At 69.9% G+C, this 26,385-nt stretch carries 22 protein-coding genes and 1 riboswitch; of the genes, 15 read left to right on the top strand and 7 right to left on the bottom strand.

All coding sequences use genetic code 11. The features are described from left to right. The first annotated feature begins 237 nt into the window (after positions 1-237). The 3 genes from AB0E67_RS07675 (at position 238) to AB0E67_RS07665 (ending at position 5,677) form a co-directional block, all read left to right on the top strand. Positions 238-1,587, top strand: coding sequence for a histidine kinase (locus AB0E67_RS07675; protein WP_362022320.1), 1,350 nt, complete (start codon positions 238-240; stop codon positions 1,585-1,587). Continuing rightward, positions 1,584-2,282 (top strand): response regulator transcription factor, encoded by a 699-nt coding sequence (locus tag AB0E67_RS07670; RefSeq protein WP_362022317.1) that lies wholly within the window; start codon positions 1,584-1,586, stop codon positions 2,280-2,282. Before AB0E67_RS07675 ends, AB0E67_RS07670 begins: the two co-directional genes overlap by 4 nt. 251 nt (positions 2,283-2,533) lie before the next feature. Then, on the top strand, positions 2,534-5,677 hold the full coding sequence (locus AB0E67_RS07665; protein ID WP_362022314.1) for an efflux RND transporter permease subunit: 3,144 nt from the start codon (positions 2,534-2,536) through the stop codon (positions 5,675-5,677). Between the two features lie 334 nt (positions 5,678-6,011). On the opposite strand, the gene nadA is transcribed toward AB0E67_RS07665, so the two are convergent. After that, entirely contained in the window at positions 6,012-7,211 is a 1,200-nt protein-coding gene (nadA, locus tag AB0E67_RS07660; RefSeq protein WP_362022311.1) for a quinolinate synthase NadA, read from the bottom strand. Between the two features lie 233 nt (positions 7,212-7,444). On the opposite strand from nadA, the gene AB0E67_RS07655 reads away from it, so the two are divergent. Continuing rightward, a complete protein-coding gene (locus tag AB0E67_RS07655) occupies positions 7,445-7,801 on the top strand; it encodes an iron-sulfur cluster assembly accessory protein (protein ID WP_073782225.1) in 357 nt (118 codons plus the stop codon). A gap of 171 nt (positions 7,802-7,972) precedes the next feature. On the opposite strand, the gene AB0E67_RS07650 is transcribed toward AB0E67_RS07655, so the two are convergent. Next, a complete protein-coding gene (locus AB0E67_RS07650) occupies positions 7,973-9,388 on the bottom strand; it encodes a hypothetical protein (RefSeq protein WP_362023555.1) in 1,416 nt (471 codons plus the stop codon). A 411-nt stretch (positions 9,389-9,799) separates the two neighbouring features. Beyond that, entirely contained in the window at positions 9,800-9,997 is a 198-nt protein-coding gene (locus tag AB0E67_RS07645) for a hypothetical protein (RefSeq protein WP_360112441.1), read from the bottom strand. Between the two features lie 161 nt (positions 9,998-10,158). Between AB0E67_RS07645 and AB0E67_RS07640 the strand changes: the two genes are divergently transcribed. Further along, positions 10,159-11,133, top strand: coding sequence for a carbohydrate kinase family protein (locus AB0E67_RS07640; RefSeq protein ID WP_362022307.1), 975 nt, complete (start codon positions 10,159-10,161; stop codon positions 11,131-11,133). A gap of 14 nt (positions 11,134-11,147) precedes the next feature. On the opposite strand, the gene AB0E67_RS07635 is transcribed toward AB0E67_RS07640, so the two are convergent. Next, positions 11,148-12,530 (bottom strand): aminotransferase class V-fold PLP-dependent enzyme, encoded by a 1,383-nt coding sequence (locus tag AB0E67_RS07635; protein WP_362022304.1) that lies wholly within the window; start codon positions 12,528-12,530, stop codon positions 11,148-11,150. Between the two features lie 407 nt (positions 12,531-12,937). On the opposite strand from AB0E67_RS07635, the gene coxB reads away from it, so the two are divergent. The 4 genes from coxB to AB0E67_RS07615 all read left to right on the top strand — a co-directional run bounded on the left by coxB (position 12,938) and on the right by AB0E67_RS07615 (position 17,411). Next, a complete protein-coding gene (gene coxB, locus AB0E67_RS07630; protein ID WP_362022301.1) occupies positions 12,938-13,897 on the top strand; it encodes a cytochrome c oxidase subunit II in 960 nt (319 codons plus the stop codon). Next, complete coding sequence (gene ctaD, locus AB0E67_RS07625; RefSeq protein WP_362022298.1) at positions 13,894-15,630, top strand: cytochrome c oxidase subunit I; 1,737 nt, start codon at positions 13,894-13,896, stop codon at positions 15,628-15,630. Before coxB ends, ctaD begins: the two co-directional genes overlap by 4 nt. Next, positions 15,627-16,025 carry a cytochrome c oxidase subunit 4 gene (locus AB0E67_RS07620; protein ID WP_362022295.1) on the top strand — a complete coding sequence of 133 codons (399 nt, stop codon included), beginning with the start codon at positions 15,627-15,629 and terminating at the stop codon, positions 16,023-16,025. Before ctaD ends, AB0E67_RS07620 begins: the two co-directional genes overlap by 4 nt. A gap of 126 nt (positions 16,026-16,151) precedes the next feature. Next, positions 16,152-17,411 (top strand): Ig-like domain-containing protein, encoded by a 1,260-nt coding sequence (locus tag AB0E67_RS07615; protein ID WP_362022293.1) that lies wholly within the window; start codon positions 16,152-16,154, stop codon positions 17,409-17,411. A 51-nt stretch (positions 17,412-17,462) separates the two neighbouring features. Here the strand turns inward: AB0E67_RS07615 and AB0E67_RS07610 are convergent, their stop codons facing one another. Then, on the bottom strand, positions 17,463-17,864 hold the full coding sequence (locus AB0E67_RS07610) for a hypothetical protein (RefSeq protein WP_362022290.1): 402 nt from the start codon (positions 17,862-17,864) through the stop codon (positions 17,463-17,465). A 187-nt stretch (positions 17,865-18,051) separates the two neighbouring features. On the opposite strand from AB0E67_RS07610, the gene AB0E67_RS07605 reads away from it, so the two are divergent. The 6 genes from AB0E67_RS07605 to AB0E67_RS07580 all read left to right on the top strand — a co-directional run bounded on the left by AB0E67_RS07605 (position 18,052) and on the right by AB0E67_RS07580 (position 25,242). After that, on the top strand, positions 18,052-18,672 hold the full coding sequence (locus AB0E67_RS07605) for a heme-copper oxidase subunit III (protein WP_351518526.1): 621 nt from the start codon (positions 18,052-18,054) through the stop codon (positions 18,670-18,672). Between the two features lie 93 nt (positions 18,673-18,765). Next, on the top strand, positions 18,766-19,575 hold the full coding sequence (locus AB0E67_RS07600) for a c-type cytochrome (protein ID WP_362022287.1): 810 nt from the start codon (positions 18,766-18,768) through the stop codon (positions 19,573-19,575). Next, positions 19,572-20,624: a Rieske 2Fe-2S domain-containing protein gene (locus tag AB0E67_RS07595; protein ID WP_362022284.1), complete on the top strand. Its 1,053-nt coding sequence runs from the start codon at positions 19,572-19,574 to the stop codon at positions 20,622-20,624. Before AB0E67_RS07600 ends, AB0E67_RS07595 begins: the two co-directional genes overlap by 4 nt. Next, positions 20,621-22,270 carry a cytochrome bc complex cytochrome b subunit gene (locus AB0E67_RS07590; RefSeq protein ID WP_362022282.1) on the top strand — a complete coding sequence of 550 codons (1,650 nt, stop codon included), beginning with the start codon at positions 20,621-20,623 and terminating at the stop codon, positions 22,268-22,270. Before AB0E67_RS07595 ends, AB0E67_RS07590 begins: the two co-directional genes overlap by 4 nt. A 124-nt stretch (positions 22,271-22,394) precedes the next feature. Then, entirely contained in the window at positions 22,395-23,459 is a 1,065-nt protein-coding gene (gene trpD / locus AB0E67_RS07585; protein ID WP_362022279.1) for an anthranilate phosphoribosyltransferase, read from the top strand. 127 nt (positions 23,460-23,586) lie between these two features. Then, positions 23,587-23,704, top strand: a riboswitch (SAM riboswitch). Between the two features lie 173 nt (positions 23,705-23,877). Then, positions 23,878-25,242 carry an aminotransferase class V-fold PLP-dependent enzyme gene (locus tag AB0E67_RS07580; RefSeq protein WP_362022276.1) on the top strand — a complete coding sequence of 455 codons (1,365 nt, stop codon included), beginning with the start codon at positions 23,878-23,880 and terminating at the stop codon, positions 25,240-25,242. A 60-nt stretch (positions 25,243-25,302) separates the two neighbouring features. Here AB0E67_RS07580 and AB0E67_RS07575 read toward each other — a convergent pair whose 3' ends face one another. Next, positions 25,303-25,584 (bottom strand): Lrp/AsnC ligand binding domain-containing protein, encoded by a 282-nt coding sequence (locus AB0E67_RS07575; RefSeq protein WP_073782239.1) that lies wholly within the window; start codon positions 25,582-25,584, stop codon positions 25,303-25,305. Beyond that, the gene (locus AB0E67_RS07570) at positions 25,581-26,333 is read right to left on the bottom strand and encodes a rhomboid family intramembrane serine protease (RefSeq protein WP_362022273.1); all 753 of its coding nucleotides are present in this window, start codon (positions 26,331-26,333) and stop codon (positions 25,581-25,583) included. Before AB0E67_RS07570 ends, AB0E67_RS07575 begins: the two co-directional genes overlap by 4 nt. Positions 26,334-26,385: the final 52 nt, after the last annotated feature.

Below are 26,385 nucleotides of genomic sequence, written 5' to 3'. Positions count from 1 at the left end.
GCACGACCCCGTACCCGCACGGGCACGGGGTCGTGCCGCACGCATCCGCGCCCGCGCGCATCCGTGTCGCGGGCATCCGCGCGGTACGGGCCCGTGTCCGTACGGCGTCGCCCGTCGGCCCGCGCGTCGGCTCGTGCCCCGGGTCGCCGGTCAGCCGGGAACCCGGGGCACGGTCGTGTCCGGAACCTTCCGGCGACCGGGCCGGACCATGCGCGACACGTCGTAACGTAGCCCGACGTGACCACCCTCGGAACCGGCGTTCCGCGTGCCCGGAACTGGCTGCGCGAACACCCTCTGGCCATGGACGCGGCGCTCGCGCTGATCATCCTTCTGACCATGCTCACCGTGTCGTTCATCCATCCCGACATGCCCGACGGCTCGGGCGTCGACGCCCGCCGCGCGGACGCCGGCGATGTGTTGCTGATGGCGGTCGGCGCCGCGGCGCTCGTCTGGCGACGGCGTGATCCCATGGCGGTGCTGGTCGCCACCACCGTGCTGTCCGTCGTCGAGCTGGTGCTCTCCGATCCGCCGTCGCCCGTGGTGATGACCAACGCGATCGCGCTGTACACCGTCGCCGCGCGCACCGACCGGCCCACCACCTGGCGGGTCGGTCTGCTCATGGCGGTCGCGCTGACCGCCACGGCCATGTGCTTCGGTGCCGGACCCTGGTACGGGCAGGCGAACTTCGGGGTATTCGCCTGGATCGGCATGGCCTGCGCCGCGGGGGACGCCGTCCGCTCCCGGCGCGCCTTCGTCGACGCGATCAGGGAGCGCGCCGAACGAGCCGAGCGGACCCGGGACGAGGAGGCCCGGCGCCGGGTGGCGGAGGAACGACTGCGGATCGCCCGCGATCTGCACGACGTGGTCGCCCACCACATCGCGCTCGTCAACGTGCAGGCGGGGGTGGCCGCTCATGTCATGGACCGGCGTCCCGACCAGGCCAAGGAGGCGCTGGCCCACGTCCGGGAGGCCAGCCGGTCCGCGCTCGACGAACTCCGGGCCACCGTCGGCCTGTTGCGGCAGTCCGGGGACCCGGCCGCACCGACCGAACCGGCCCCCGGGCTCGCGGTCCTCGACGAACTGGTGGACACCGTGCGGCGGGCCGGCCTCGCGGTGGAGGTGGCCTGTGCGGACGGGCGGCCCACGCTGCTCGCGGCCGTCGACCTGGCCGCGTACCGGGTGATCCAGGAGGCCCTGACCAACGTCCGCAAGCACGCGGGTCCGGGCGCGAAGGCCGAGATCAGCGTCGTACGCGTCGGAGCCGTCGTGGAGATCACCGTGATCGACAACGGACCGGGCAGCGGCGGTCACGATGCGCGCGGCGGTGGACCCGACTCGGACGGTGGACCCGACTCGCGTGGGGGCGGTGGCGGCGGCCATGGCCTGCTCGGCATGCGGGAACGCGTCACCGCGCTCGGCGGCACCCTCACCACCGGGCCCCGCTACGGCGGCGGATTCCGCGTCCATGCGATCCTGCCCGTCGAGGCGCGTACGGCGGAGCCGGACGAACGGGACGCACCGGGCACGGCGGGTGCGGCGGGCGCCGCGGGCCGGACCGGCCGGACGGGGGAGGACGAGAACGCATGACACCGCCCATCAGGGTGCTGCTCGTGGACGACCAGGCACTGCTGCGCAGCGCGTTCCGGGTGCTGGTCGACTCGGAGACCGACATGGTGGTGGTCGGGGAGGCGGCGGACGGCGCCCAGGCCGTGGAACTCGCCCGCTCGACCCGCGCCGATGTGGTGCTGATGGACATCCGGATGCCCGGCACGGACGGCCTCGCCGCGACCCGCATGATCAGCGCCGACCCGGAACTGACGGGCGTGCGGGTCGTCATGCTCACCACCTTCGAGGTGGACGAGTACGTGGTGCAGTCGCTGCGGGCCGGGGCGTCCGGTTTCCTCGGGAAGGGCGCGGAGCCGGACGAACTCCTCGCCGCCATCCGTATCGCGGCCGCGGGCGAGGCTCTCCTCTCACCGGCCGCGACCAAGGGCCTGATCTCCACCTTCCTCGCGCAGGGCGGCGGTTCGGGCGGCGTCGAGAGGGCGGGCGCCACCGAGTACTCCGAGCGGCTCTCCGCGCTCACCGGCCGGGAACGCGAGGTCCTCGTCCTCGTCGCGGGCGGGTATTCCAACGACGAGATCGCCGAACGGCTCGCCGTCAGTCCACTCACCGTCAAGACCCATGTGAACCGGGCGATGGCGAAGCTCGGCGCGCGGGACCGGGCGCAGCTGGTGGTCATCGCGTACGAATCGGGACTGGTGCGGCCCCGCGCGGAATGAGGAAGCGGCCCGGGTGGAGCGGGTGGTCGCGGGGGCGGGTGCTCCCAGAGGTGGAGCGGCAGCCCGCCCGGGGTGCAGCGAGGGGTGGAGAAAGGACGTACTCCAGCTGCGGTATGCGGAGCATGAGAAAGCGACCCAGGGGCCGAGGCTTCCGGGCCCGGCCATGAGGGATCGTGTACGTGGGCCGGGTCCGTCCCCCAGCCACCCGCCGCCCACCTGCCGCGCAAGCCACAGAAGAGAGACCACCACCCATGTCCTGGCTGTCCAGATTCAGCCTCGCGCAACGAGCCCTGATCGGACTGATATCGATCGTCGCCCTCGTCTTCGGCGCGATCGCGATACCGCAGCTCAAGCAGCAGCTGCTGCCCACCATCGACCTTCCGATGGTGTCGGTTCTCGCCCCCTACCAGGGCGCGTCGCCCGACGTGGTCGAGAAGCAGGTCGTCGAGCCGCTGGAGAACTCCATCAAGGCGGTCGACGGCGTCACCGGCATCACCTCGACCGCGAGCGAGGGCAACGCCGTCATCATGGCGTCCTTCGACTTCGGCAGCGAGGGCACCAAGCAGCTCGTCGCCGACATCCAGCAGGCGGTGAACCGCGCCCGGGCCCAGCTGCCCGACACCGTGGACCCGCAGGTCGTGGCCGGTTCGACGGACGACATGCCGACCGTCGTCCTCGCCGTCACCTCCGACAAGGACCAGCAGGCGCTCGCCGACCAGCTCGACCGCACGGTCGTTCCCGCGCTGGAGGACATCGAGGGCGTCGGCCAGGTCTCCGTGAGCGGCGTGCGGGACCTCCAGGTCTCCGTCACTCCCGACGCCCAGAAGCTCGCGGCATCCGGTCTGAACGCCATGACGCTCTCCCAGGCGCTCAAGGCGGGCGGGGCGACGATCCCGGCCGGTTCCTTCTCCGAGTCCGGCAAGAGCCGCACCGTCCAGGTGGGCGGGCAGTTCACGTCGCTGAAGCAGATCGAGGACCTGCGGGTCACCGCGACGGACCCGGCCACGGGCAAGCCCGGCAAGGCCGTCCGGGTCGGTGACGTCGCCACCGTGAAGCAGGAGCCGGCCACCGCGGTCTCCCTCACCCGCACCAACGGCAGGCCGAGCCTCGCCGTGATGGCCACGATGGACAAGGACGGCAGCGCCGTCGCCATCTCGGACGCGGTCAAGGACAAGCTGCCCGACCTGCGGGGGGACCTTGGTTCCGGCGCCGAGCTGACCATCGTCTCCGACCAGGGCCCCGCCGTCTCCAAGGCCATATCCGGCCTCACCACCGAGGGCGCGCTCGGCCTGGTCTTCGCCGTCGTGGTGATCCTGTTCTTCCTCGCCTCGCTGCGCTCCACGCTGGTCACGGCGGTCTCCATCCCGCTGTCCGTGGTCCTCGCGCTGCTCGTGCTCTGGACCCGCGACCTGTCGCTCAACATGCTCACCCTCGGCGCGCTGACCATCGCGATCGGCCGCGTCGTCGACGACTCGATCGTGGTGCTGGAGAACATCAAGCGCCACCTCGGCTACGGCGAGGAACGCCGGACGGCGATCATCACCGCCGTCAAGGAAGTGGCCGGCGCGGTCACCTCCTCGACCCTCACCACGGTCGCCGTGTTCCTGCCGATCGGTCTCGTCGGCGGCATGGTCGGCGAACTCTTCGGCTCGTTCTCGCTGACCGTCACCGCGGCCCTGCTGGCGTCCCTGCTGGTCTCGCTGACCGTGGTCCCCGTCCTGTCGTACTGGTTCCTGCGCGCCCCCAAGGGCACCTCCCAGGACCCGGACGAGGCCCGCCGCCAGGCCGAGGAGCAGGAAGCCCGCAGCCGGCTCCAGCGGCTGTACGTCCCGGTCCTGCAGTTCGCCACCCGGCGCCGGATCACCAGCATCGTCATCGCGTTCGCGGTGCTGTTCGGCACCTTCGGCATGGCGCCGCTGCTCAAGACCAACTTCTTCGACCCGGGCGAGCAGGAGGTCCTGTCCGTCACGCAGAAGCTGGCCCCCGGCACCAGCCTGGCGGCCACGGACGCGGCGGCCAAGAAGGTCGAGAAGGTCCTCCAGGACGAGAAGGGCGTCGAGGACTACCAGGTCACCGTCGGTTCCTCCGGCTTCATGGCGGCCTTCGGCGGCGGCACGGGCGCCAACCAGGCGTCCTACCAGATCACCCTGAAGGACGCGGACGACGCCGAGGCCGTACGCAAGCGCCTGGAGACGGAGTTCGGCAAGCTCGACGGCATCGGCGACACCACCATGTCGGCGGGCAACGGCTTCGGCAGCCAGGATCTGGCCGTGGTGGTCAAGGCCGCCGACGCGGACGTCCTGAAGAAGGCGTCCGAGCAGGTACGGGCCGAGGTCGCCGGGCTGAAGGACGTCACCGACGTCCAGAGCGACCTCGCGCAGAGCGTCCCCAGGATCTCCGTCAAGGCCAACGCCGAGGCGGCGGACGCCGGCTTCGACCAGACCACGCTGGGCGCGGTCGTCGCCGGAGCGGTGAGCGGCACCCCGGCCGGCAAGGCGATCATGGGCGACACCGAGCGCGACGTCGTCGTCACCTCCGCCCACCCGGCCACCACGATGGCCGAGCTGAAGAAGCTCCCCCTCGGCCCGGTCCGGCTCGGCCAGATCGCGGACGTCGAACTGGTCCCCGGACCGGTCTCGAAGACCCGCATCGACGGCCAGCGCGCGGCGACCATCACGGCCCGCCCGGTCGGTGACAACACCGGCGCGATCGGCACCGAGCTCCAGAGTAAGATCAACGCCCTGAAGCTCCCGGACGGCGCCACGGCCACCATCGGCGGTCTCTCCGAGGACCAGAGCGACGCGTTCCTGAAGCTCGGCCTCGCCATGCTGGCCGCGATCGCGATCGTGTTCATGCTGCTCGTGGCGACCTTCCGGTCCCTCGTCCAGCCGCTGATCCTCCTGGTCTCCATCCCGTTCGCGGCCACCGGCGCGATCGGCCTGCTCGTCCTCACCGGCACTCCGATGGGTGTCCCGGCGATGATCGGCATGCTGATGCTCATCGGCATCGTGGTCACCAACGCGATCGTCCTGATCGACCTGATCAACCAGTACCGCGCCCAGGGCCTGGGCATCGTCGAGGCGATCGTCGAGGGCGGCCGCCACCGCCTCCGCCCGATCCTGATGACGGCACTCGCGACGATCTTCGCCCTGCTCCCGATGGCGCTCGGCGTCACCGGCGAGGGCGGCTTCATCTCGCAGCCGCTCGCGGTGGTGGTGATCGGCGGCCTGGTCACCTCGACCCTGCTGACGCTGCTCCTGGTGCCGACGCTCTACGCGATGGTCGAGCTCCGCAAGGAGCGCCGCGCGAAGAAGAAGGCGGCCAAGCGCGCCGGGAAGACGGGCACCCCGGCCCCGTCCGAGGAGACACGCACGGCGGAGCCGTCGGGCGTGTAGCCGACGCGATGGCGGGCCGGTCGACCGGCCCGCCGACCGCAGGAACGGCCCGTCCCACGTTCACCCGTGGGACGGGCCGTTCCGTTGCGTCCGCCGTGTCTCCTGCTCTCCCGCCGCTGCGGCGGAGCCGTTCCAGGCGACCCGCGGAAGGCGAAGGGCGCCCGGTACGGTGCGGCCGGGCGCCGCTCCAGCGGCAGTGATGGCGGGGCTGAGCGGCCGGAGAGGGCCGTTGTGGGCGTGGTCCGGCCGCTCAGAAGCCGCGGCGCCCGCGGCCGCGGCCGGACAGGCCGGGGCTACGGGCGCCGATGGGCCGGGACAGGGGCCCGACGCGCGGTTACGGCAGTGCCAGCATCCGCTCCAGGGCGAGCTTCGCGTACTTCTCCGTCTCCGGGTCGACCTGGATCCGGTTGACGAGCTTGCCGTCGGCCAGCGACTCCAGGGCCCACACCAGGTGCGGCAGGTCGATGCGGTTCATCGTCGAGCAGAAGCAGACCGTCTTGTCGAGGAAGACGATCTCCTTGCCCTCGGGGGCGAACCGGTTCGCCAGGCGGCGCACCAGGTTCAGTTCCGTGCCGATCGCCCACTTCGAGCCGGCCGGGGCCGCCTCCAGGGCCTTGATGATGTACTCCGTGGAGCCGACGTAGTCCGCCGCCGCCACGACCTCGTGCCTGCACTCCGGGTGCACCAGCACGTTGACGCCCGGTATGCGCGCGCGCACGTCGTCGACGGATTCCAGCGAGAAGCGGCCGTGCACCGAGCAGTGCCCGCGCCACAGGATCATCTTCGCGTTCCGCAGCTCCTCGACGGTCAGGCCGCCGTTCGGCTTGTGCGGGTTGTAGACGACGCAGTCGTCGAGGGACATCCCCATGTCCCGGACCGCGGTGTTCCGGCCCAGGTGCTGGTCGGGCAGGAAGAGCACCTTGACGGCCCCGGACTCCCGCTGCTCGAAGGCCCACTCCAGCGCTCGCTCGGCGTTGGACGAGGTGCAGATCGTGCCGCCGTGCCGCCCGGTGAACGCCTTGATGTCGGCGGAGGAGTTCATGTACGAGACCGGTACGACCTGGTCCGCGATCCCGGCCTCGGTCAGCACGTCCCAGCACTCGGCGACCTGCTCGGCGGTGGCCATGTCGGCCATCGAGCAGCCCGCGGCCAGGTCCGGCAGCACGACCTGCTGGTCGTCCGTGGTCAGGATGTCCGCGGACTCGGCCATGAAGTGCACACCGCAGAAGACGATGTACTCCGCCTCCGGGCGCGCCGCGGCGTCCCGGGCGAGCTTGAACGAGTCGCCGGTGACGTCGGCGAACTGGATGACCTCGTCGCGCTGGTAGTGGTGGCCGAGGACGAACACCTTGTTCCCGAGCTTCTCCTTGGCGGCGCGGGCACGCTCCACGAGGTCCGGGTCGGACGGGGCGGGCAGGTCGCCGGGACACTCGACACCGCGCTCGCTCCTCGGGTCGGCCTCGCGGCCGAGGAGGAGCAGCGCGAGGGGCGTCGGCTGGACGTCGAGATCCTGGACGGGGTGGGCCGTGGTCACGTCACGCACCCTTTCTTCTCTGCGGAGGAGCCTTTTCGTCGAAATGACGTTATCTATCATAACCGGTTTATGTCACTTTGACGATGGCCATAGCGTCGATGTGACGCATCCCCTGAAGGGGCCCGTGTGCGAGCATGAGGGGAACAGGCAAGCGCTCGGCCCGGAATGAATCCGCGGTCCCGACGGTTGCAACGTCGGCAAGCAGTCTCCGTACAACCCCGGGAGAGAAGCAGATGTCCGTATCGGACGAGACCACCACCGTGAGCGACGGCATCCTCCTGTCCGACGCCGCCGCCGCGAAGGTCAAGAGCCTGCTGGAGCAGGAAGGCCGCGACGACCTGGCGCTGCGCGTCGCCGTCCAGCCCGGCGGTTGCTCGGGCCTGCGCTACCAGCTCTTCTTCGACGAGCGCTCGCTCGACGGCGATGTCGTGAAGGAGTTCGACGGCGTCAAGGTCGTCACCGACCGGATGAGCGCTCCGTACCTGGGCGGCGCCTCCATCGACTTCGTCGACACCATCGAGAAGCAGGGCTTCACGATCGACAACCCGAACGCCACGGGCTCCTGCGCCTGCGGCGACTCCTTCAACTGAGCCCCGAGGCACCTGACCCCGACGGCGGTTGAGCCCCGAAGGCGCCGATTCCTGAAGGCGGGGGCGGAGAACCCACACGAAGGCGGCGGCCCGGAATCCGGGCCGCCGCCTTCGCCGTGCGTACAGGCGTGCGTACGAGCCGCCGTGTGCACGGCCGTGTGTACGGGGCCGTCAGGCGCCCGGTACGCGGGCGCCCGAGGCCGCGTCGATCACCGTCCGGTCACCGAGCGGTGCGTCCAGCGTCACCGTCCGGGTGAGCTCCTCGGCCATCATCACGCAGACCTTCTTCCCCTCCTGCTTCGACTCCGTCACCGTCACCCGCACCGTCTTCCCGTCCTCGGCCGCGCTCGCCGCGTACGTGCTGCACACCCCGCCCCAGAACGTCACCGACAGGTTCCGGCCGTCGGCGCTGTACGACTGGATCTGCCGCGAGCTGTCGGACGTGCCGCCCGGCGGCGTCGCCGGGGCGTCGTTCGCCTTCGCCAGATACGCGGGGTCCACGGCGACCCGCGCCAGCGTCGTGCCCGCGCCGCCCGTGGCGGACCGTACCGAGAAGAGCCAGGACGGCACGAGGGCCGGCTCGCCCGCCACGTGCTGCATCGACAGGCCGAACACCGCCTTGTCGATCGTGACCGTCGTCGTCGGCGGCTCCGCCCCGGTCCGCGTCCCGCAACGGACTCCCGGCGATTTCAGGTCACCCTCCAGCGGTACGGGTTCGGCGCACCCTCCGGCCCCGGAGCCCCGGCCCGTCCGCGACGACGAGCCGTTCAGCTGCTTCAGCGCCTCTCCCGCGCTGATCACCGGATAACTGTCGCCCTTCTCCAGACCCTTAAGGTGCCCGCTGCCGCCGACCACGTCGCCGTCCGGCCCCACCTGGACACCGGTCGACCAGCCGTACGTGGGCAGCCCGTCCACCACCGGATCGGCGTTCACCACCCGTGCGGAGCCCATCACCTGGCGGGAGTCGAGGGCGGCGTCGTCCAGCCCCGCCGCCTTCAGGACCGGTGCCGCGGCGGCCCTGGCGGCGCTCTCGCTCACCGGGGAGCCGCTGCCGTCCGGAGCCGTCCTGCCGCTCGAACAGACCGACGCACCCCGGCGGCAGTCGTCCGTGCCCCCGGAGCCGTACCGGGCGAAGGACCAGGTGCCCGGGGCCTGCCTGTCCACCTTCAGGAGCGGCCCCGAACCGTCCTTGTCCGAGCCCACCGTCCAGGACGTGCCCTCCGCCCGCGGCGCGCCCGCCAGGCCCAGCGCCTTCGCCAGCCGGGTCACCTCCGCCGCCGTGACCGTGCCCACCGCACGGCGCACCTCGGCGCGGCCCGGCCCCTGCGGCAGCGTCCCGGACACGCGGTGGACGATCTTGCCCCCGTGCGGATCGGGCTCACCGACCGCGATGCCCTGCGGGGGCCCGTCCGGCGCCGCCGGCGGAACGTCCGCACGCTCGTCCAGGGCCAACGGGGGAGGAGTGGAGCCCCCGCCGCCGGCCGCCGCACCGCCGCCGCTCCCGCCGTCGCCGTTCGCGGCGGTCGCCGCCCAGTACGCGCCACCGCCCCCGGCCAGCAGGACCGCCGCCACCGAGGCCACGACCACGGAACGCTTCGGGAGCCGTGGCCGGGCGGACGCCGCCGCGTCCGGAACACTCGCCGGCGCCCCGTCCGGAGCATCCTCGCGCGGTGAACCTCGCCGGGTGCCGGTCACCTCGTCCCGGGGGCCGGTCACGTCGTTGTCGGGTCGCTCGGTGCTCAACCGGATCCGCTCCTTCGCCTGCGCTGCCGTCGTCACAGGCCGTCGACCGGCCTGCCGTCCGTCCCTGGGCTCGGGACGACGATGGGACGGGGCACAGGGCCGGACGGTTCCCCGGAGCGGGGCCGCCGTACTCCAGCCGGGGGAATCGCGCGCCCGGCCGCCGTGTCAGCGCGGTCGGCCGCCGCGCCGGACGCCCGGCCGGAGGGAGCGGGGGCCAGGGCCCGGTTCCCCCCGGCCGGGGCGCGGGCCCGGCGCTCAGTCGCCGTACTCGGACATGCCGTCGACCAGCCGGGCGGACGCCGCCGGCACGGTCACGCCGTGGATCCGCTCCGGGGCCACCCGGTCGGGGGCGGGCTTCGCGCGGGCCACCCAGTGCGGCGCCATCCGCGCGCAGTCACCGCGCAGCTCGGACAGGCTGATCTCGGACTCGTGCGTGGCGATGTGATTCGACATGAGGGCACCGTAGGCATCGCCCATGCGGAGAAGAAAGCCCTACTATCGGGTAGTTTTCCCCCCTTCAGGGTGCGCACCGGGAACGGTAGCGTGAACTGTCACGCCGCCCCCGGGAACACGTCCATCCCGTTCCCCCCGATCTCCGCAGGAGCACTCTTCCCGTGCGCATCGCAGTCACCGGCTCCATCGCCACCGACCACCTCATGACGTTCCCCGGCCGATTCGCGGACCAGCTGGTCGCGGACCAGCTGCACACGGTCTCCCTCTCCTTCCTGGTCGACAACCTCGACGTGCGCCGGGGCGGTGTCGCCGCCAACATCTGCTTCGGCATGGGGCTGCTCGGCACGAACCCGATCCTGGTCGGTGCCGCCGGGGCCGACTTCGACGACTACCGCGCCTGGCTCGACCGCCACGGCGTCGACACCGGCTCGGTCCGGATCTCCGAGGTCCTGCACACCGCCCGGTTCGTCTGCACGACGGACGAGGACCACAACCAGATCGGCTCCTTCTACACGGGTGCCATGAGCGAGGCCCGGCTCATCGAGCTGAAGTCCGTCGCCGACCGGGTCGGCGGGCTCGACCTCGTCTCGATCGGCGCCGACGACCCCGAGGGCATGCTCCGCCACACCGAGGAGTGCCGCTCCCGGGGCATCCCGTTCGCCGCCGACTTCTCGCAGCAGATCGCCCGGATGGACGGCGAGGAGATCCGCATCCTCCTCGACGGCGCCACATACCTCTTCTCCAACGAGTACGAGAAGGGCCTCATCGAGACCAAGACCGGCTGGAGCGACGAGGAGATCCTCTCCCGGGTCGGCCACCGGGTCACCACCCTCGGTGCCCGCGGCGTCCGCGTCGAGCGCGTCGGCCACGAGCCGATCGAGGTCGGCTGCCCGGAGGAGGAGAGCAAGGTCGACCCGACCGGCGTCGGCGACGCCTTCCGGGCCGGATTCCTCTCCGGCCTCGCCTGGGGCGTCGGCCTGGAGCGCGCCGCCCAGGTCGGCTGCATGCTCGCCACCCTGGTCATCGAGACCGTCGGCACCCAGGAGTACACCCTGCGCCGCGCCCACTTCATGGAGCGCTTCACCAAGGCGTACGGCGACGAGGCCGCCGCCGAGGTCCGCACGCACCTGGGCTGACCAGGGCGGCGAGATCAGGTCAGCCGGCGGACCGTATAGGCCGAGCCGCGGTCCGCCGGCTCCTCTCCCACGTACTCCTGCTCGCGCATCGCGCACCACGCCGGGATGTCCAGGCGCGCCGCCTCGTCGTCGGAGAGGACCGTCACCGTCCCGCCCCGCGGCACCTCCCCGATCACCTTCGCCAGCTCGATCACCGGCACCGGACAGCGCTTCCCCCGGGCGTCCACCACCAGGGAGTCGCCCCCGGCGGCCTCCCCGGGATTCGGCACGGGCGCGCCCAGCCTCTCCCGCACCTCCGCGACCGTTCGCGGGAGCACGTCCAGGAAGCGGTCCACGTCCTCGTCCGTGGTGCCGCGCGGCAGCGACACCCGTACGTTCCCTTCCGACAGCACCCCCATCGCTCTCAGGACATGGCTCGGGGTCAGTGTGCTGCTGGTGCAGGACGAACCGGAGGACACGGAGATCCCCGCCCGGTCCAGTTCGTGCAGCAGGGTCTCCCCGTCGACATAGAGACAGGAGAAGGTCACCAGGTGCGGCAGCCGCCGCACCGGATCGCCGACCACTTCCACGTCGGGTACCAGCTCCGGGACCCCGGCCCGGATCCGGTCCACCAGGGTCCGCAACCGTGCCGCCTCCGCCGCAGCCTCGGCCCGCACGGCCCGCAGCGAAGCCGCCGCCGCCACCACCGCCGGAAGGTTCTCGAACCCGGCCGACCGCCCCGACTCCCGCTCGTCGGCCGGTCCCCGGATCGCGAACCGCGTCCCCTTGCGCACCGCCAGCAGCCCGACCCCCGAGGGCCCGCCCCACTTGTGCGCGGAGGCCGTCAACAGCGACCAGCCCTCCGGCACAGGACCCCAGCCCAGCGACTGCGCCGCGTCCACCAGCAGCGGCACCCCCGCGGCCCGGCAGACCTCCGCGACCCGGGCGACCGGCTGCTCGGTGCCGACCTCATGATTGGCGGACTGCAGACAGGCCAGCGCGGTGTCCGTACGCAGCGCCCGCGCGAACTCCGGCGCACTCACCGCCCCCGACCGGTCCACCGCGACCTCGGTGGCCTCCCCGCCCTCCGCCGTATGGGCGGACGCCGCATGAAGTACGGAGGAGTGTTCGACCGCGGAGACGACCAGATGGCGACCGACACGCCGACGGCCCGCTAGGGCGCCGGAGATTCCGGAATGCACGGCCAGCGTCCCCGAAGGAGTGAAAGTCAGCTCGTCCGGACGACAGCCGACAGCCTCGGCGGCGGCCTCCCGGGCCGCGTCCAGCAGCAGCCGGGCGCGCCGCCCCTCGCGGTAGAGCCGGGCCGGGTCGGCCCACCCCTCGTCCAGCGCGGCGAGCAGCGCCTGGCGGGCGACGGGGTGCAGGGGAGCGGAGGAAGCGGCATCGAAGTAGGGCACACGACCACGCTAGCCCGCCCCGCCCCGGCCCCGGGGTGGCCCGCCCCCGGGGCCCGCGCCCGTCCCCGGCACGGCCCGGGTCCCGTGCCCCGGATCTCCTCCGTGTCGCGCCCCCCGGCTGCACCCCCGCACCCCGGGGCGCGCCCCGCCCCGTCGGGGGCCGGGTTCCGCGCGGGCTGCGGCCGTGGCACCAGGAAAAGGGGCGTCAGATAGCGGTCATGAGCCCGTATTCCACCCCTTCGGGGAGTCGGGCGGCGCGTTGGGCACCCTCCCCGCGCGACCCCAAATGGCGTCCAGTAGGGTTTGGTCCGCATAAACATCCAAACCCCTGCCCGCGTCAGGGCGGCGACCGACCAGAAGGACCGGCCGCGCCGACCGCGTGGGCGAGACTCTCGGGAAGGCGCTACGTGAGTCCCAACGGCTCCGACCGCTCGTCGCGGCGCCCGATGCGGCGGAAGCTGCCGCAGGTGCTGACTGCGGGCCTGATCCTGGCAACCGCCACCGGTTGCACATACAAGGACTTCCCCCGCCTCGGAATGCCCACGCCGGTCACGGAAGAAGCACCGCGGATCCTCTCCCTCTGGCAGGGCTCGTGGGCGGCAGCGCTCGCCACGGGTGTCCTCGTCTGGGGCCTGATCCTGTGGTCCATCATCTTCCACCGGCGCAGCCGCACCAAGGTCGAGGTTCCTACGCAGACCAGGTACAACATGCCCATCGAGGCGTTGTACACCGTGGTCCCCCTGATCATCGTCTCGGTGTTCTTCTACTTCACCGCGCGCGATCAGTCGAAGCTCCTCGAACTCAAGAACCCGACCCACACCATCAACGTGGTCGGGTACCAGTGGAGCTGGGGATTCAACTACATCGAGAACGTGGACGGCTCGACCGCCACGGGCAGCGAGATCCCCGCACAGCTCGACGCCATTCCGGACAGGTTCCGGAAGGATTTCCCCAAGGGTGCGGAGGGTGTCTACGACTACGGCATCCCGGGCACGCGGAACCCCCAGAACGGCAACCCCGGGCCGACCTTGTGGCTGCCGAAGGGTGAGCGCGTTCGCTTCGTCCTGACCTCGCGCGACGTCATCCACTCCTTCTGGGTGGTGCCGTTCCTCATGAAGCAGGACGTCATCCCGGGCCACACCAACGCCTTCGAGGTGACCCCCAACCAGGAGGGCACCTTCATGGGCAAGTGCGCCGAGCTCTGCGGCGCCGACCACTCCCGGATGCTCTTCAACGTCAAGGTCGTCTCCCCGGAGCGCTACCAGGCGCACCTCAAGGAGCTGGCGAAGAAGGGCCAGACGGGCTACGTGCCGGCCGGCATCAAGCAGACTGACCCGGCCAGGAATGCGGAGACGAACAAACTGTGAGCATCCTCAACGAACCTCAGGGTGCCGCGGCAGCAGACGACTCGTACGAGGACGAGCTGCCGGTCCGGCGCAAGCAGCCGGGGAACATCGTCGTCAAGTGGCTGACCACCACCGACCACAAGACGATCGGCACGCTCTACCTGGTCACGTCGTTCGTGTTCTTCTGCATCGGCGGCCTGATGGCGCTCTTCATGCGCGCCGAGCTGGCCCGTCCCGGCACGCAGATCATGTCGAACGAGCAGTTCAACCAGGCGTTCACGATGCACGGCACGATCATGCTGCTGATGTTCGCGACGCCGCTGTTCGCCGGTTTCGCGAACTGGATCATGCCGCTGCAGATCGGCGCGCCCGACGTGGCGTTCCCGCGGCTGAACATGTTCGCCTACTGGCTCTACCTCTTCGGCTCGCTGGTCGCGGTGGCCGGCTTCCTCACCCCGCAGGGTGCGGCGGACTTCGGCTGGTTCGCCTACTCCCCGCTGTCGGACGCGGTCCGTTCGCCGGGTGTCGGCGCCGACATGTGGATCATGGGTCTGGCCTTCTCCGGGTTCGGTACGATCCTCGGTTCGGTCAACTTCATCACCACGATCATCTGCATGCGCGCACCCGGCATGACGATGTTCCGCATGCCGATCTTCACCTGGAACGTCCTGCTGACCGGTGTGCTGGTCCTGCTGGCCTTCCCGGTTCTCGCCGCCGCGCTCTTCGCGCTGGAGGTCGACCGTAAATTCGGTGCGCACATCTTCGATGCGGCCAATGGCGGGGCATTGCTCTGGCAGCACCTCTTCTGGTTCTTCGGCCATCCAGAGGTGTACATCATCGCCCTGCCATTCTTCGGAATCATTTCCGAGATCATTCCGGTGTTCAGCCGGAAGCCGATGTTCGGTTACATCGGTCTGATCAGTGCCACGATCGCCATCGCGGGTCTTTCCGTGACGGTGTGGGCGCACCACATGTACGCCACAGGCGGTGTGCTGCTGCCGTTCTTCTCCTTCATGACGTTCCTCATCGCGGTACCCACCGGGGTGAAGTTCTTCAACTGGATCGGCACGATGTGGAAGGGGTCATTGTCCTTCGAGACCCCGATGCTCTGGGCCATCGGATTCCTGATCACCTTCACCTTCGGTGGTCTGACCGGTGTGATCCTGGCGTCGCCCCCGCTGGACTTCCACGTCACGGACTCGTACTTCGTCGTCGCGCACTTCCACTACGTCATCTTCGGCACCGTGGTCTTCGCGATGTTCGCCGGATTCCACTTCTGGTGGCCGAAGTTCACCGGCAAGATGCTGGACGAGCGGCTCGGCAAGATCACGTTCTGGACGCTGTTCGTGGGCTTCCACGGCACGTTCCTGGTGCAGCACTGGCTCGGTGCCGAGGGCATGCCGCGTCGCTACGCGGACTACCTCGCCGCCGACGGCTTCACCGCGCTGAACACGGTCTCGACGATCGCCTCGTTCCTGCTCGGCCTGTCGATGCTGCCGTTCTTCTACAACGTGTGGAAGACCGCCAAGTACGGCAAGAAGATCGAGGTCGACGACCCGTGGGGTTACGGCCGTTCCCTGGAGTGGGCGACCTCCTGCCCGCCGCCGCGGCACAACTTCCTCACGCTGCCGCGGATCCGTTCCGAATCCCCGGCGTTCGACCTGCACCACCCGGAGATCGCGGCCCTGGAGCAGCTGGAGTTCGCCCCCGAGGGCGAGAAGGCCCTCGCCGGCGGCAAGGAGGCAGGCAAGTGAAGATCCAGGGCAAGATGTTCCTCTGGCTGAGCGTCTTCATCCTCGCCATGGCCGTCACCTACGGCGTGTGGGCGAAGGAGCCGGTCGGCACCACCACGCTCCTCCTGGCCTTCGGCCTGGCCGTCATGATCGGCTTCTACCTGGCCTTCACGGCCAAGCGGGTCGACGCCATGGCGCAGGACAACAAGGAGGCGGACATCGCCGACGAGGCCGGCGAGCTGGGATTCTTCTCCCCGCACAGCTGGCAGCCGCTCTCCCTGGCCGTGGGTGGCACCCTCGCCTTCATGGGCGTCATCTTCGGCTGGTGGCTGATGTACTTCTCGGCCCCGATGATCCTCATCGGCCTGCTCGGCTGGGTCTTCGAGTACTACCACGGCGAGAACCGCACCCAGTGACCTGAGGTCACCGATCCATCGGCTCCACCAGACGGGGGCCCGTACCTCTCCACCAAAAGAGGTACGGGCCCCCGTTTGCACGCACAAGACGCGCCAATAGGGATGAAATATCCATAACGTGTGTTCATGGACCACACGCTGCGCATCCGCCCCCTAGTGAGCGGCACGCTGCTGGTCGCGACCCTGATAGCGGCCGCGACCGCATGCGGAGCCTCCGACGACCACCCGCTCGCGGCGAAGCCCTACGACGCGGGGGACGAGATCACCTCCAACCTGCCGGAGGGCGACAAGAAGGCGGACTCCGACCGTCCGATCGAGGTCGGTGTCAAGGACGACGACGGCCGGATCACGGACGTGACGGCCACGGACGCCACCGGACGCCGCCTGGCGGGCGAACTCGACGCCGACGGGAAGCGCTGGCGCTCCACATCCCCCCTCGCCGCCGGCCACCGGTACACCGTGCGGGTCAGCGTGGAGGACGGCGACGGCGCCCCCGGCAGCCGCACGCTCTCCTTCGAGACAGGCGCCACCAAGAAGAAGACGCTGAAGGTCGCCTTCGGCCCCAAGGCGGGCACCTACGGCGTGGGACAGCCCATCACCGCGGAACTGAGCGCCCCCATCAAGGACAAGGCCGCCAGGGCCGTCGTGGAGCGCGCCCTGAGCGTCCGCTCCACGCCCGCCGTCACCGGATCCTGGTACTGGGTCGACGACAAGACCCTGCACTACCGTCCGAAGGAGTACTGGCCCGCCAGGGCCAGGATCGACGTCAGCAGCGGCCTGGCGGGCATCAAGGTCACCGACAGCCTGTACGGGGCGCCCACGAAAGCGCTGAAGCTCACCACCGGCGACCGCGTCGAGGCCGTCACCGACGCCGCCGCGCACATGATGACCGTCAAGCGCGACGGGAAAGTGATCAACACCATTCCGGTCACCACCGGCAAACCCGGCTTCGCCACCCGTAACGGGGTCAAGGTGGTGCTGTCCAAGGAGTACTCCGTACGCATGCGCGGCGAGACGATCGGCATCGCGGCGGGCTCCGACGACTCGTACGACCTGCAGGTCTACTACGCGACACGCGTCACCTGGAGCGGGGAGTACGTCCACGCGGCCCCCTGGTCCACCGGCTCGCAGGGGTACGCGAACGTCAGCCACGGCTGCACGGGCATGACCACCGGCCTGGCCGAGTGGTTCTTCAACACCGTGCGCGAGGGCGACCTCGTCACGGTCGTCGGCAGCCAGGGCGAGATGATGACCCCGTTCGACAACGGCTACGGCGACTGGAACCTGTCCTGGGACAAATGGCAGAAGGGCAGCGCACTGCGCAACGACGCCGAGCCGGAACGCGCGGACACGGTCCAGGCGGCACGCCTGCGCCCCCAGGTCTGACGGCCCGGGGAGTGCGCTGCCCCTCCGAGAGGACGGGTGGTGCGACGGGCCTCAGGCGTCCACGCAGCGCCTGCTGCGCAGCAGGGCGGCCAGTGCGTCCGCGAACTCGACCGGTTCGACCGGAAGGGTCACCGCGGCGTCCGCACGGCTCCAGGTGGCCAGCCAGGCATCCTGCGGGCGCCCGATCAGCAGCAGGACGGGCGGGCAGCGGAAGACCTCGTCCTTGATCTGCCGGCAGACGCCCATGCCGCCCGCCGGCGCCGTCTCGCCGTCCAGCACACAGACGTCGATCCCGCCGTTGTCCAGCGCCTCCAGGACGGCGGGCAGGGTGGCACACTCCATGTACTCCACCTCGGGCACGTCGGCCGCAGGCCTGCGCCCGGCTGCCAGCCTCACCTGCTCACGGGTGTTGGCGTCGTCGCTGTAGACCAGGACCGTGGCGGTCGGCTGCATTGTTCCTCCGTGACATCCGTGTCTGCGGGGCTTGGCGGGCATGAACCGATGCGCGGATCGTACTCCGCCGGACGGCCTGTCAGCATCGCCCGTGACAGCGGTTTCATGGGCCGTTCGAGGAGGGCACACCCGGTTGACACACCGAACGGCACCCCCCGGAGTGAGGGCGGGATAAGCGACCGACATAATGTCGGTCGTGGCGACAGCAACGACAGTAGAAACCGGGCACGCGCACCCGTCGGTCAATCGACCGAACCTCACCAGCGTCGGAACCATCATCTGGCTTAGTTCCGAGCTGATGTTCTTCGCGGCCCTCTTCGCGATGTACTTCACCCTGCGATCGGTGATGGGACCGGATCACTGGAAGGAGATGGCCGGGCACCTGAACTTCCCGTTCTCGGCGACGAACACCACGATCCTGGTGCTTTCCTCACTCACCTGCCAGCTCGGCGTCTTCGCCGCCGAGCGGGGCGATGTGAAGAAGCTCCGCACCTGGTTCATCATCACCTTCGTGATGGGTTCGATCTTCATCGGAGGCCAGGTCCTCGAGTACACCGAGCTGGTCAAGGAAGCGGGCCTCTCCCTCTCCTCCGACCCGTACGGTTCGGTGTTCTACCTGACGACCGGCTTCCACGGCCTGCACGTGACAGGCGGGCTCATCGCCTTCCTGCTCGTCCTCGGCAGGACGTACGCGGCCAAGAGGTTCACCCACGAACAGGCCACCTCGGCCATCGTCGTGTCCTACTACTGGCACTTCGTCGACGTCGTGTGGATCGGCCTCTTCGCCACGATCTACATGATCAAGTGATCGGGCCCGACCCGAACCACACGATCAAGTAACCGGGCTCGACCCGAACCACATCCAGCATCGACGCAGAAGATCCTGACACCGGGGTAATCCGTGAAAAAGCTCTCCGCTCGACGACGCCATCCGTTGGCGGCGGTCGTCGTACTACTCCTCGCGCTGGCGGCTACTGGGGGGCTGTATGCCGCGTTTGCGCCCGCGAGTAAGGCGCAGGCCGACGAAACCGCCCAGTCCCTCGCCATCGACGAGGGCAAGAAGCTGTACGCCGTCGGTTGCGCCAGCTGCCACGGGACCGGCGGTCAGGGCACCACCGACGGGCCGCCCCTGGTCGGCGTGGGCTCTGCCGCCGTCGACTTCCAGGTCGGCACGGGCCGCATGCCCGCGCAGCAGCCGGGCGCCCAGGTGCCGAAGAAGAAGAACATCTACAGCCAGGCCGAGATCGACCAGCTCGCGGCATATGTCGCGTCCCTCGGCGCCGGTCCGATCACGCCGACCAAGCAGCAGTACGACCCCTCCGGCGCGGACGCCGCCAAGGGTGGCGAGCTGTTCCGTACCAACTGCGCCCAGTGCCACAACCTCACCGGTCAGGGCGGCGCGCTGACGAACGGCAAGTACGCGCCCAGCCTCGAGGGCGTGTCGCCGAAGCACCTGTACGAGGCCATGCAGACCGGCCCGCAGAACATGCCGTCCTTCCCGGACACGACGATGCCCGAGCAGCAGAAGCGGGACATCATCGCCTACGTCAAGGCCGTGAACAGCGATGACACCCCGAGCCCCGGTGGTCTCGCGCTGGGTGGCCTGGGTCCGGTCAGCGAAGGTCTGTTCGCCTGGATCTTCGGTCTCGGCGCCCTGATCGCACTCGCCGTTTGGGTCGCGGCCCACACCGCTAAGGCCAAGAAGTCATGAGTAGCCAAGAGATTCCAGACGAGAACCTGCCCACCGTGCAGGGCACCGCGCACGCCGCGGTAGAGGTCGCGGACAACCCGTTCGCCGACCCGGGGCTGCCGGCCCACGAGCCGCGCATCCAGGACATCGACGAGCGGGCCGCGAAGCGCTCCGAGCGCACCGTCGCCCTGTTCTTCACGCTGTCGATGCTGGCGACGATCGGTTTCATCGCGTCGTACGTCATCTTCCCGGTCGACAAGATCGTGTACATCTGGCCCTTCGGCCATGTGAGCGTGCTCAACTTCTCCCTGGGTCTGACCCTGGGCGTGGCCCTCTTCACGATCGGTGCCGGGGCCGTCCACTGGGCGCGCACCCTGATGTCCGACGCGGAGGTCGCCGACGAGCGTCACCCGATCGAGGCCGCTCCCGAGGTCAAGGCGAAGGTCCTGGCGGACTTCGCCCAGGGCGCCAAGGAGTCCGCGCTCGGTCGGCGCAAGCTGATCCGCAACACCATGTTCGGCGCGCTGGCCCTGGTGCCGCTCTCCGGTGTGGTGCTGCTGCGCGACCTCGGCCCGCTGCCGGAGAAGAAGCTCCGCAAGTCGCTGTGGGCCCAGGGCAAGCAGCTCATCAACATGAACACGATGGAGCCGCTGCGTCCCGAGGACGTCGTGGTCGGTTCGCTGACCTTCGCCATGCCCGAGGGCCTGTCGGAGGAGGCGGAGGACTTCAACAACCAGATCGCCAAGGCGGCGCTGATGATCGTCCGGATCCGTCCGGAGGACATCAAGGACGCGCGCGAGCGCAAGTGGGCGCACGAGGGGATCGTGGCCTTCTCCAAGATCTGCACCCACGTCGGCTGCCCGATCAGCCTTTACGAGCAGCAGACGCACCACGTGCTCTGCCCCTGCCACCAGTCCACCTTCGACCTCTCCGACGGCGCCCGCGTCATCTTCGGCCCGGCCGGTCACGCCCTTCCGCAGCTGCGCATCGGCGTGAACAGCGAGGGCAACCTCGAAGCGCTCGGTGACTTCGAAGAGCCCGTCGGTCCTGCATTCTGGGAGCGCGGATGAGTACTGCGACCACGCAAGCCCCCGGCTCCTCGGCGCCGGGCAATCGCAAGGCGCCCGCCGGTGAGCGGGTTGCCGACTGGGCGGACGGCCGACTGGGGATCTACACCCTGGCCAAGGCCAACATGCGCAAGATCTTCCCGGACCACTGGTCCTTCATGCTCGGGGAAGTCGCGCTCTACAGCTTCATCATCATCATCCTCACGGGTGTGTATCTGACGCTGTTCTTCCACCCGAGCATGAACGAGGTCGTGTACCACGGCTCGTACGAGCCGATGCAGGGCATCAGGATGTCCGAGGCCTACGCCTCGACGCTGGACATCAGCTTCGACGTCCGCGGTGGTCTGCTGGTCCGCCAGATCCACCACTGGGCCGCGCTGATCTTCCTGGCCGGCATGTTCGTGCACATGATGCGCGTCTTCTTCACGGGCGCCTTCCGCAAGCCGCGCGAGATCAACTGGCTGTTCGGCTTCCTGCTGTTCGTGCTCGGCATGTTCACCGGTTTCACCGGCTACTCGCTCCCGGACGACCTGCTGTCCGGTACCGGTATCCGCTTCACCCAGGGCGCGATCCTGTCCGTGCCGATCGTCGGCACGTACATCTCCATGTTCCTGTTCGGCGGAGAGTTCCCCGGTCACGACTTCGTCGCCCGGTTCTACTCGATCCACATCCTGCTGCTGCCGGGCATCATGCTCGGTCTCGTGGTGGCGCACCTGATCCTCGTCGTCTACCACAAGCACGCGCAGTACCCCGGCCCCGGCCGCACCCAGAAGAACGTCGTCGGCATGCCCCTCATGCCGGTGTACATGGCGAAGGCGGGCGGCTTCTTCTTCCTGGTCTTCGGCATCATCGCCATCATCTCGGCCATCGCCACGATCAACCCGGTCTGGTCCATCGGCCCGTACCGGCCGGACCAGGTGTCCACCGGCGCCCAGCCCGACTGGTACATGGGATTCGCCGAGGGTCTGATCCGAGTGATGCCGGGCTGGGAGATCAACCTGTGGGGTCACACGCTCGTCCTGGGTGTGTTCATCCCGCTGGCACTCTTCGGACTGGTACTCGCGATCATCGCGGTCTACCCGTTCCTCGAGTCCTGGGTCACCGGTGACAAGCGCGAGCACCACCTGCTGGACCGCCCGCGCAACGCTCCGACCCGGACGGCCTTCGGCGTCGCCTGGATCACCGTCTACGTCATCGTCTTCATCGGCGGTGGCAACGACCTGTGGGCCACGCACTTCCACCTGTCGATCAACGCCATCACCTGGTTCATCCGGATCTTCATCTTCGCGGGCCCGGTCATCGCGTTCGTCGTCACCCGGCGGATCTGCCTCGGTCTCCAGCGCCGCGACAAGGAGAAGGTGCTGCACGGGCGCGAGTCCGGCATCATCAAGCGTCTGCCGCACGGTGAGTTCGTCGAGATCCACGAGCCGCTCGGTCCCGAGCAGCTGCACACGCTCACCCAGCACGAGCAGTACGAGCCGCTCGAGATCGGCCCGACGGTCGACGAGAACGGTGTCGAGCGCAAGGTCTCCGCGATGCAGAAGCTGCGTGCCCGGCTCAGCAAGGGCTTCTACGGCGAGAACAACCAGATCGCCAAGCCCACCGTCGAGGAGTACAAGGAGATCACCAGCGGCCACGGTCACCACTGATCGCCTGAACTGATCGCCACAGCAGGAGCCCCGTCCATCCGATGGACGGGGCTCTTCGCTGTCCTCCGCCCTCGATAGGGTGGGAGCCGAACCCTTTATCGGCTGTGGACCCCAGGAGCGGACCATGAACGTTGTGACCCCGGTCGGCGGCGACAGCGTGGCGGACCGTTCCTGGCCCGGCGTGCTGAACCCGCTGCTGCGCGGCGAGGACCTGAGCGTGGACGACACCGCGTGGGCGATGGACCGCATCATGAGCGGCGAGGCCACCGACGTGCAGATCGCCGGTTTCGCGGTGGCCCTGCGTGCCAAGGGCGAGACGGTCGACGAGGTGTCCGGCCTGGTGCGCGCGATGTACGAGCACGCCAACACCATCGACGTCCCCGGCCGCACGGTCGACATCGTCGGCACCGGCGGCGACCTCGCCAAGACGGTCAACATCTCCACGATGTCGGCGATCGTCATCGCGGGCACCGGCGCCAAGGTCGTCAAGCACGGCAACCGCGCCTCCTCGTCGGCGAGCGGCTCCTCCGACGTGCTGGAGAAGCTCGGCGTCAACCTGGACCTCGGCGCGCGGCGCGTGGTCGAGGTCGCCGAGGAGGCGGGCATCACCTTCTGCTTCGCCGTGAAGTTCCACCCGGCGCTGCGGTACGCGGCCCGCGCCCGCAAGGAGCTGGGGGCCCAGACCACGTTCAACGTCCTCGGCCCGCTCACCAACCCGGCCCGGGTGCGCGCCCAGGCCGTCGGCGTCGCCGATCTGCGGATGGCGCCCATCGTCGCCGGCGTCCTCGCCGAACGGGGCAACTCGGCGCTCGTCTTCCGCGGCGACGACGGGCTCGACGAACTGACGACGACCGCGACCTCACGGGTCTGGGTGGTCCGCGACGGAGCGGTGCGCGAGGAGGCGTTCGACCCGCGCGACATAGGTCTGGAACTGGTCCCGGCCCAGGCTCTGCGCGGCGGCGACCCCTCGTACAACGCGGATGTGGCCCGCCGGGTGCTGGCCGGTGAGCACGGGCCCGTACGGGAGGCCGTGCTCCTCAACTCGGCCGCGGCGCTGGTGGCCCTGGACCCGACGGACGGCACGCTGAACGAGCAGCTCGCCGCCGGGATCGAGAAGGCCGCCGAGTCCATCGACTCCGGGGCGGCACGGCGCGCGCTGGAGCGCTGGGTGGCGGCCAGCAACGCCTGAGCGCCTGTCGGGTGAGCCGCGATCGGACATCCGACAGCCCCTGAACCGACGGAATGTGACGCAGGGCGCGGTCCGGATCCTGGACCGCGCCCTTGCGCGTCCGCATCCGTATGGCAGGATGCAGGCAGGTCATGAGTGACAGCGACTACGGCCCCGGCCCGCTGTCCGGCAACCCTCCGTCCGTGGCGGGGTGCCCCGGGTGAAGACCAGGCCGCAGGCAGCGAGGTCTGCGGCAAGCGCGGGCCCCTCGGCATCAGTGAATGCCAACCCCCGGGGTCCTGGTCCCTAGGGAGTCTCTTGTGAGCATGCGAATGCGCTAGGGCGTTCTCGCCCTTTTCCGCGCCCTTTCTCTCTTTCCGCTGCGCTGCCGCGTATCCGCCGGCGCATGCGTTTCGCCTGCCTTCTACGGGAGTTCGCCATGTCTGTCCTCACCGCTGCCGCCGACCAGTCGCTTTGTGCCCCTCTGCCGGTTCTGGGCAAGGATGTAACGGTTCCGCTGGTCACGGGTGGTGAAGTCACCTATGCCGCACTCGATTACGCCGCCAGTGCCCCGGCCCTCCAGCGCGTCTGGGACGACGTCGCCGCGTACGCCCCGTACTACGGCAGCGTCCACCGCGGCGCCGGTTACCTCTCGCAGCTCTCCACGGACCTCTTCGAGAACAGCCGCGAGACCGTCGCGGAGTTCCTCGGCTGCCGCCCCGACGACCAGGTCGTCTTCACCCGCTCGACCACCGATTCGCTCAACCTGCTGGCCGCGGTGGTCCCCGCCGACTGCCAGGTGTTCGTGTACGAGACCGAGCACCACGCCTCGCTGCTGCCGTGGCGCGACGCCCGGGTGACGTACCTGAACGCCCCGCGCACCCCGGCCCAGGCCGTCGAGACGCTGGAGCGGGCGCTCGCCGACCGCGACCCCTACGGCCCCGCGCTGGTCTGCGTCACCGGCGCCTCCAACGTCACCGGCGAACTGTGGCCGGTCAAGGAGCTGGCGGCCGCCGCGCACGCGCACGGTGCCCGGATCGTGCTGGACGCCGCGCAGCTCGCCCCGCACCACCCCGTCGACATCACCGAGCTGGACGTCGACTGGGTGGCCTTCTCCGGGCACAAGCTGTACGCGCCGTTCGGCTCGGGCGTGCTCGCGGGCCGGGCCGACTGGCTCCGGGACGCCGAGCCGTACCTGGCCGGCGGCGGCGCCTCGCGCAAGGTCGCCCGACGTGCCGACGGCGGTGTGGACGTCGAGTGGCACACCACTTCGGCCCGTCACGAGGCCGGTTCCCCCAACGTCATCGGCGTGTACTCCATCGCCTCCGCCTGCAAGGCGCTCACCGAGGCGGGCTTCGACGACCTGGTCGCCCGGGAGCAGCACCTCGTCGCCGCAGTCCGCGCCGGGCTCGCCGAGGTCCCCGAGGTCACGGTGCTCTCGCTGTTCGGCGACGACGCCCCGCGGGTGGGTGTCATCTCGTTCGTGGTGGAGGGCTGGAACAGCTCGCACTTCGCCGCGGCGCTCTCCGCCGAGTACGGCATCGGGGTGCGCGACGGACTGTTCTGCGCCCACCCGCTGGTCCGTACGCTGCTGGGCAGCGACCCGCAGGAGGTCGGCGAGTGCGGTGCTCCCGAGGCCGCGCCGGGAGAAAGGTCGCTCAACGCGATCCGGGTGAGCTTCGGCGCCGGTACGCCCGACGAGCACATCGAGCGCTTCGTGCGGGCGGTCAAGGAACTGGTCGGCCAGGGCGCCCGGTGGACCTACCGCACCGAGGGCGGTCGCTGCGTGCCGGACCGGGGCTGAGAGGTGCGTGACCCGGTGGGGGCGGCGGGGCCGTCTCCACCGGGGCGCGGGAGGCGGACGCTACGCGTCGAGGCCGATGTTGAAGGCGGCCTCCAGGTCGTGCTGCGAGTACGTGCGGAAGGCCACGTGCGTGTCGGTGGCCTCGACGCCGGGGATCTTGCTGATCCGGCCGGGGATGACGTCCGCCAGGTCGTCGTGCCGGGCCACCCGGACCATGGCGATCAGGTCGTAGGTGCCGGTGACGGAGAAGACCTCGCTGACGTTGTCCAGCGCGGCGATGGCCTCGGCGATCTCGGGAATCCGGTCCACGCTGGTCTTGATGAGCACGATCGCGCTGATCACGGCTGGTTCTCTCCCTCGGTGGCCGCTGCTGGGGCCTTCACTCTATCCGCACGCCGGTAGCGCCCCCATGCGTAGAGGAAGCCGAGCGCGAAGCCGACCACATGGGCCAGATAGGCAACGCCGGGCCCGCCGTCGCCGGAGTTCCGGACCGCCAGCCACTGCAGGACGAACCAGAAGATCAGGACGATCCAGGCGGGGAAGCGCAGCGGCAGGAAGAAGAGGAACGGGAACAGGCTGGTGACCCGGGCCCTGGGGAACAGGTACAGGTAGGCCCCCAGCACCGCCGAGATGGCTCCCGAGGCGCCGACCAGTGTCTGGTCGGACGTGGCGTGCGCGGCGGCGTAGGCCGTCAGCGCGAGATAGCCGCACACCACGTAGAAGAGGGTGAACTCGGCGCGGCCCATGCGTTCCTCGGTCATCGCCCCGAACACGTACAGGAACAGCATGTTGCCGAGCAGATGCAGCCAGCTGCCGTGCACGAAGAGGGCGGTGAGCGGGGTGAGCAGGACGCGCCCGGAGCCGTTCCACAGCTCGTTCGGGATCACCCCCCAGCGTTCGAAGTAGCCGGCCTGCGCGGCGAGCACGGCGTCGGCGCTGCCCTGGGGCGGGCGGAGGCCGGAGAGCGGGCCGAGCACGAAGATCAGGCAGCACGCCGCGATCAGGGTGTGGGTGACCAGCGGGCCGCCGGAGGTGACCGTCCGTAGGAGTCCGCTGGTCAGCCTGCCGGCCGCAACTCGCAGATCGATCATGAACAGAGCATGACGCAAGCGGAGGGAACGGGACAGACCGCCTCGCCGTGTC

This window comes from Streptomyces sp. NPDC032161, assembly GCF_040636995.1.
Classification (GTDB): Bacteria; Actinomycetota; Actinomycetes; order Streptomycetales; family Streptomycetaceae; genus Streptomyces.
Note: the sequence above shows the minus strand (reverse complement) of the source record. Positions and strands in the feature narration are given on the sequence as shown.

Excerpts from the sequence above, each read along its gene's own strand:
- AB0E67_RS07670 (WP_362022317.1), top strand. The coding sequence starts at position 1,584 with ATGACACCGCCCATCAGGGTGCTGCTCGTGGACGACCAGGCACTGCTG.
- AB0E67_RS07665 (WP_362022314.1), top strand. The coding sequence starts at position 2,534 with ATGTCCTGGCTGTCCAGATTCAGCCTCGCGCAACGAGCCCTGATCGGA.
- AB0E67_RS07655 (WP_073782225.1), top strand. The coding sequence starts at position 7,445 with ATGTCCGTATCGGACGAGACCACCACCGTGAGCGACGGCATCCTCCTG.
- AB0E67_RS07645 (WP_360112441.1), bottom strand. The coding sequence starts at position 9,997 with ATGTCGAATCACATCGCCACGCACGAGTCCGAGATCAGCCTGTCCGAG.
- AB0E67_RS07615 (WP_362022293.1), top strand. The coding sequence starts at position 16,152 with ATGGACCACACGCTGCGCATCCGCCCCCTAGTGAGCGGCACGCTGCTG.
- AB0E67_RS07610 (WP_362022290.1), bottom strand. The coding sequence starts at position 17,864 with ATGCAGCCGACCGCCACGGTCCTGGTCTACAGCGACGACGCCAACACC.
- AB0E67_RS07605 (WP_351518526.1), top strand. The coding sequence starts at position 18,052 with ATGTCGGTCGTGGCGACAGCAACGACAGTAGAAACCGGGCACGCGCAC.
- AB0E67_RS07595 (WP_362022284.1), top strand. The coding sequence starts at position 19,572 with ATGAGTAGCCAAGAGATTCCAGACGAGAACCTGCCCACCGTGCAGGGC.
- AB0E67_RS07590 (WP_362022282.1), top strand. The coding sequence starts at position 20,621 with ATGAGTACTGCGACCACGCAAGCCCCCGGCTCCTCGGCGCCGGGCAAT.
- trpD (WP_362022279.1), top strand. The coding sequence starts at position 22,395 with ATGAACGTTGTGACCCCGGTCGGCGGCGACAGCGTGGCGGACCGTTCC.
- AB0E67_RS07580 (WP_362022276.1), top strand. The coding sequence starts at position 23,878 with ATGTCTGTCCTCACCGCTGCCGCCGACCAGTCGCTTTGTGCCCCTCTG.
- AB0E67_RS07570 (WP_362022273.1), bottom strand. The coding sequence starts at position 26,333 with ATGATCGATCTGCGAGTTGCGGCCGGCAGGCTGACCAGCGGACTCCTA.